At 70.9% G+C, this 6,119-nt stretch carries 5 protein-coding genes and 1 pseudogene; 2 read left to right on the forward strand and 4 right to left on the reverse strand.

Going from position 1 to position 6,119, the window contains the following annotated elements:
* Window positions 1–37: 37 nt before the first annotated feature.
* Window positions 38–559 carry a hypothetical protein gene (locus ABZ826_RS38570; protein ID WP_361459157.1) on the reverse strand — a complete coding sequence of 174 codons (522 nt, stop codon included), beginning with the start codon at window positions 557–559 and terminating at the stop codon, window positions 38–40.
* Window positions 560–1,400: 841 nt separating this feature from the next.
* On the opposite strand from ABZ826_RS38570, the gene ABZ826_RS38575 reads away from it, so the two are divergent.
* Window positions 1,401–2,237, forward strand: a complete 837-nt coding sequence (locus ABZ826_RS38575; RefSeq protein ID WP_361459159.1) for a hypothetical protein — start codon at window positions 1,401–1,403, stop codon at window positions 2,235–2,237.
* A 40-nt stretch (window positions 2,238–2,277) separates the two neighbouring features.
* Here the strand turns inward: ABZ826_RS38575 and ABZ826_RS38580 are convergent.
* Window positions 2,278–2,421: pseudogene (locus tag ABZ826_RS38580) on the reverse strand (IS6 family transposase); the annotation flags it as partial.
* Between ABZ826_RS38580 and ABZ826_RS38585 the strand changes: the two are divergent.
* Entirely contained in the window at window positions 2,402–3,055 is a 654-nt protein-coding gene (locus ABZ826_RS38585) for a hypothetical protein (RefSeq protein WP_361459165.1), read from the forward strand. The pseudogene ABZ826_RS38580 and the gene ABZ826_RS38585 overlap by 20 nt on opposite strands.
* 63 nt (window positions 3,056–3,118) lie before the next feature.
* Here ABZ826_RS38585 and ABZ826_RS38590 read toward each other — a convergent pair whose 3' ends face one another.
* Both ABZ826_RS38590 and ABZ826_RS38595 read right to left on the reverse strand, forming a co-directional pair.
* A complete protein-coding gene (locus tag ABZ826_RS38590) occupies window positions 3,119–3,676 on the reverse strand; it encodes an XRE family transcriptional regulator (protein WP_361459161.1) in 558 nt (185 codons plus the stop codon).
* A 3-nt stretch (window positions 3,677–3,679) separates the two neighbouring features.
* Window positions 3,680–5,887: a helix-turn-helix transcriptional regulator gene (locus tag ABZ826_RS38595; RefSeq protein WP_361459163.1), complete on the reverse strand. Its 2,208-nt coding sequence runs from the start codon at window positions 5,885–5,887 to the stop codon at window positions 3,680–3,682.
* Window positions 5,888–6,119: the final 232 nt, after the last annotated feature.

A 6,119-nucleotide genomic window follows, 5' to 3' on the forward strand; every position in this document is an offset into this window, starting at 1 on the left:
CGTGCTAACGATCACTCCACCTGCCAGCGTGAGGACCTCACCGACGCATCACACCAGCCCCGCTGAACTGCGGAAACGAGCTTGGCGGAGCCTCAGTGATCGACTCGCAGGCCTTCCTCGCCTGTCGGTACGCGGGGTCGCCCGCATCGATGGACGCCGATCCGTTCTGCTCCTGCGGCGCGGTCCAGCCGTTGTCGCGCATGCACTTCTGCAACTCGAGGCTGAGTGCCTGCACCTTGGGGTCCTGGGCCTGGCCGCCGTCACCGGCGCGGCCCGCGGCCGATCCGGAGGCCTGTCCGCACACCTTCGCCGCCTTGTTCAGGAGGTCCTGAGAGACGCCCTCCGGGATCCTCGGGACGTCACCCGGCTTCGGATCCTCGACCTGAACGCCCTGCTTACGCATGCACGCCGCGTACTTCACCCCCGTCGCCGCGTCCGCCGAGCCCCCGCCGCCCGCCGACTTGTCCTGGTGCCCGCCGCACGCTGCCGCTGTGGTTCCCAGGACAAGAGCGACCGCCCCTGCGGCCAGGCCGCGGTGCCAGCGCGCAGATCGATTCATGAATGCCTCCAAGAGCAAGTCGGCCCGCCTGTGCGGACCGGCAACGGGAAAGGGGTCGCCGCGCTCTCGTCGGTGAGGAGGGGAGAGTGTCGTGGCGACGGGCGCCATTCCAGCGCATCGGTCATTGCACTCCCGTGAGGAAATTCCCTTACCTTTTCGCAATGCCGGGCGCCGGGGTGCTGATCCTGGCGCCAGCCCAGGCCCGCACGCCCAGCAGCAGCGCTCTCTCCTCTACCGGCGATCCAACCCACCCGCCACCAGCCGCCGGATCAGTCCTGGCGACGAAAGCCGGGAAACCGGAGTACGACCAGTGCTGGAACGACCGCCGTGCAGATCGCCGCGGCCGCTGGAGTGGTGTGCTCTCCTGGCCAGCGCGCTGACATCCTGCTGGCGGGCGTCGCCCTGTCCCAGCCACGGTGCGACCAGGTAGAGATGTGCGGGGGCCGCCCGCGGAGCCCTTGCGGCGAAAGGCGTGGAACGTCGGGCCGATCGTGTCGGAGACCTCCATCCCCACCGACGCGGCGGCCTTCGCCAGCCTGGCCTGCAGCCCGGCCAGGGCCTTCTCCCTCGTCGGCAGCGCGGCCGGGAGCCCGAGCTGGGTGAGCGCGCCGGTAGTGAGGCAGACCATGCCGTCGCCGCCGCGGCCCGAGGCGTGGGCCCGCTCGATCCTCAGCGACAGGCCGGTGCCCAGCCACGCGAACCAGTCCGTGAGCTCGGCTCCGGCCGGGGCCGGGACCTGCGGCACTTCCAGCACCCAGCCCCCGTCTACGGCGTCCAGGGCGACCGCCGGCCACCACGGGCAGCAGACTCGGTGGCCCCGGCGGTGGGGCGCGAGGAACTCGTGGACGCTCACTTCCGCGCCCGGGAGCACAACAGCGCCCTGACAGGCACCCAGCGGCGCGCGCCCCTCGATCCCGGTCGTGCGGCCCCCGCCTATGCGGAGACCACGGCCGCGGGGGCTGTCGCCGCCTGGAGCATCCTTGGGCAGGCCGACTGCCGCCGGGCCGCTCCGCGCATGAAGGACTTGCTCGACGCGATCGTGGAGCGCGGCTACTGGGCCAGCCCCACGGTGACCCGGAACTGGGGCCGCAGCAACAGCCCTGTGCTCGAGGCCGTCCACCTCAAGACCGTTGCGCCGACTCTGTGGCCCAACTCTGCCCTGCGCTACCGCACCGCGCTGCCCGCGCCGTCGCTCCCGACCACCACGCCCTCGCAGCTGACCGCCCGGGCCCGCAAGATCCCCAGCCTCATCTGGCCATTGTGGGCCGTACGTCTCAACCCCGTCCCGCAGGTCCGCGAGAACCTCGCCGCCGCACTCTCGTCCAGCCTGATGCTGGTGAACAGCCGCCTCGAACTCCCCGACGCGGTCAAGAAGGTCGGCAACCTCATCAACCAGCCCAACCTGACGCACGTGCTCCAGGCACTGCGCGACGACGCTCACTACGAGGACATCCAACTCGCCCTGATCCAGCTCGCGACCTACCTCGACAACCACAAGGTTCCGATCGACTACGGCCGGCGGCGACGCCTGGACTACACCGTCTTGCTGCCCGAAAGCGAGTGGATCGCCCTGTGCCGCCGCACGCTGACCGCGCCCGGAGTCGGCACCCGCTACCGGGTCGCCCGCAGTTACCTCTTCGAGAGGCGTTGTCACGTTGGTGGGGTGTTGATCGGTTGAGGGCGCGTCAGGGCGTGGAGGGGTCGGGCGGGGGCCTGCATCACGCTGCGGCAGGCAGGCCGGCGACGCCGGTGATCTGGTCCCAGACGGCGAAGCGGGTGGTCATCTCGGTGCGGTATTCGGTGGCGGTCATCAGGTGGCGGCGGGGCCTGAAGTGGGGTGAGATGCCGCTGAACGCGGACAGGAGCGCCGACGCCCTCCAGGAACTCGTGCGCGCGGTCGGCCGGATCGTCGAGCGTGGCGAGGCCAAGCTGCCCGCCCCGGCCGGCGCTGGGCAGCTGGCGAACCTGAGCGACGGCCTGGCGACGCTGCGGTCGGTGTCCGAGACGATCCACGGCCTGGTTGCCCGGCACGCCTCCACCACAGTGCACGCCCTGAACGCCGCCCCCAGCTCCGCTCCGGTGCCCGCTGATGCCCACCAGACCGTGGGGGACGTGGCGGCCCTGCTTGCCGAGCAGCACGACGGGGCGGTGACGCTGAACACCTATCACGAGGACGGCGCGTATGAGGACTCCGACGACGGTTTCGGGTGCGGCTGCGACGTCACGATCGTCAGCGGCGGCGAGGAGTACAACTTCCACCGCGTACGAGGCCGCGGCCCGGCGAGAGGAGGCCCGCCGACGTCTGGAACACGGCAAGGAGTAGCCGCACCTACGAAACCGCTCATCCAGGACGGCCAGGACCGGGATGAGGCACGGGTGCTGCTGGAGTTCGCCAGCGGCGCGACGAAGCAGGACGACGGTGCGAGAGTGCTCGCCCGGATGGAGATTGTGCAGGCCGCGACGTACGAGGACTACCGGCAGGTCGCCGCGGGCTGACCTGGCGGCATGTGAAGGGGCCCGAACCGGCACGGTTCGGGCCCCCTTGGCGTGCGTGGGTAATCACAGGTCGATCTGGATTTGCTCCACGTCGGTGAACTCCACTCCGAGGCCGTGCGCGCGGCTGTTGTTGGCGCGGAAGTACATCTGCGCGAGGCCGTCGGCCGCGATCTGCTGGAGCTGCCGCTCGTTGGCGCCCTGCTCGCGGGCGGTGAACAGGCGGTCGGCCCACTCGGGCGGCAGGGCCTGGATGATGTCGCGGATCCGGGCGTCGTCGGTCGTGCCCGAGGCGGCGGTGAACCCGAAGCGGGCGCGGGTGGAGACGACCAGGCCGTCCGTGGACGCCGCCTTCTTCCTCGCCTTCGCGCGGATCTGCGGCTGCCACCGCTTCTTGACCTCGCGCTCCAGGCGGCCGCGCAGGTCCTGGCGGGGCCGCTTGAGCTTGCCCGAGATGTACCGCTCCACGGTGCGCTGGGAGATCCCGAGCGCCTGGGCGGCGGCCTTGGTGCCCTTGAGCTGCTTGACCAGGTACTTCATCTGCGCCTGGGCGCTCTGGGGGATGCGGCGGGTGAACGCCCCCTCCAGCGCGCGGTCCAGACTGTCCCCGAGCGAGTCGACCATCGGTTACTCCCCTTCTCCGGCGCTCTGGTCGGTCTTGATGAGGTTGGCGATGTTGAAGACGCCGCCGCGTTCCTCGAACTGCTTTTCTGCCCACAGGACGGTCTGGGTGCCCTGGTGCTTGACCATCCCGGGCGAGATTCCGAGCCGGAACGTGCCCGGCACCGGCTTGCCCTCGGGCGTGTGCGGCAGGACGTCCAGCGGGGACGGGCCGGGCGAGGGGTAGACGATCGCGTCGGTGCCGATCGCGACCGGGTACAGGCCGGCGGCAGCCGCCGTCTTCATCAGCTTGCGGTGCAGGCCGACGCGCTGCGTCGCGAGCACGGCGGCCCGGATGTCGGGACGCCACGTCTCCCGCTTGAGCGCCGGGTACTCCTCGTAGTACGGCACTTGGCCCCGGCTGCGCTGGCGCAGCTTGCCGATGCCGCCCTTCGCGGTCGCCTTGATCGCGGTGGCCAGCAGCGACATCGTCGGGTCGACCTGCTTGGAGCGGGTCATCGCCCCCAGGAACTCGGCTCCCGACAGGTCGGTGGTGACGCCCAGGTCGGCCATGGTCGCGATGTAGGCGTCGCGCAGCCGCTTGTACCAGGGGTCCAGGTAGCGGCCGGTCTGGGTGCGCACGTGCGCCTCGATCGGCGCGACGTCGAAGCCGAGCTCCACCGCGTACTGCACGGTGGGCGTGGCATACCAGGCCGGGCCGGTCGGACGGTCGCCCTTCGGCGTGAACGGCGAGGGCAGCCGGTCGCCGTCGACGGTGCGGCCGTTGATCTGAACGCGGGACAGGTCGACGTGCGAGAGGTCCACGAGCCACGAGCCGGGCAGCGACGCGTCGAACTTCGGGTTGTTCTCCAGGTGGGTCGGCCCGTTCAGCCCGACCGTGAGTCCGTTCGCGGCCGCGGCGAACGACATGTTGATATCGACCGTGACCAGGAACTGGTTCATGCACTCCTCGTCGGTCAGCGGTCGGCACCAGTCGTAGGGCTCCTCCATCAGCATCTCTGCCGGGGTGCGCAGGTGGTGCCGGGCGAACTTGTCCTTCAGCTTTGGGTGTTCGTCGGGGACCTCGCACTCCACCACGGGATACAGGGCGGTGAGGGCGTCGGTGTTGAAGGCCCGCTTGAACTCTCCGGTGGCCGGGTCCTTCTCCGCGCGGGTCGGCGGGCGCAGCGCGGTCATCAGTTCCAGGCCGGTCGTCGCGGTGGTGCCGCGCGGCGTCATCACCCGAGCCGCGTACAGGCCGAGGTAGCGGGCGAGGTCGGCCGGGTGCATCGTCGGCAGCTGCGGGTCGTCCTTGCGGTCCCACTCCCGGGCGTCCAGCGCGTTCCACGGCAGGATGCACAGCTGGACGCAGCGGCGCTTGGAGCCCTCGGGCTCGCGGTAGACGCGGGCCCATGGGCCGAACCCGCGCTGGGTGAGCTGGAGCCCGGCCCGCTCGATCTGCTTGACCACCTTGTGGCCGGCCGGGAGCCGTCCGTGGCGCCGCTCCTCCTCCGACAGGGTGGCGGGCAGGCTGTAGCGCTCCAACGCGGCCGGGGTGAGGACGAGGATCGGGTCGGCGTCACGGCCGTTGCGGTGCAGCCGGGCCTGCCCGAGCCGGGCCTCGGTCAGCGTCCAGTCGACCAGCGCCGGAATCGTCTTGGCGGGCACGTCCAGGACCAGGCCGCCGACGCAGTACGCCGACACCTGCCCGTCCTCGCAGTCGATCACAGCGAGCGGCCCGTTCTCGAACCGCGGGTCGACAGCGGCGGCCGCCGTGGTCCTCTTCGGCACCGCCTTCTTCGCACCCGGGCGCCGCGACGACGTCGACGGCCTGGTGGTGTCGCTCGCCGCCGCCTTCGGGCGGGACGGCGGGACAGCGGCGGGCGCCGGGGCCGGCTCCGGGACTGGCTCCGGGGCCAGGCCGGTGAACGCCTCCGGGACCGCGGGGGCCGGGGCAGCGGCGGGCGCGTCGGCGGCCGGGGCGGGGAACCGCTGGGCGAGGCCCTCCAGGAGACGGACGTACGCGGCGCGCTTCGGCGGCCGCGGCTCGGTCCGCCCAGTCTCCCAGTTCCCCACCGCTTCCCGGCGGGCGTCCAGCGCCGTGGCGATCTGCGCCTGACTCAAGCCCGCCGCCTCCCGCAGACGCTTGCGCTCCGCAGGGGCTGGCAGATCATCCTGCGCGACTTGCTCCAGCAGCGCATCGACGGCGCGGAACAGCTCATTCTCAGTGGACACAGAGGTCACCTCCGATAGACAGCATACCCCAATCGCGCAATGATTCGCGCGTTCAATCGCGCATTAATCGCACATGATCGGGGTGTGGCACCTGGCCGGAAGGATGCGCGTATCGGGCGTTCGTTGATCTGTCGCAGCGATTCCTAATGCTGTTTGTCAAGCGGCTAGGGTGACGGGTGGCGTGAGCTCATAGCAGCGTCCGTCGCGCAGGAGGGCCCAGAGGACGTTGACG

Source organism: Streptomyces sp. NPDC047515 (assembly GCF_040643055.1).
Lineage (GTDB): Bacteria > Actinomycetota > Actinomycetes > Streptomycetales > Streptomycetaceae > Streptomyces.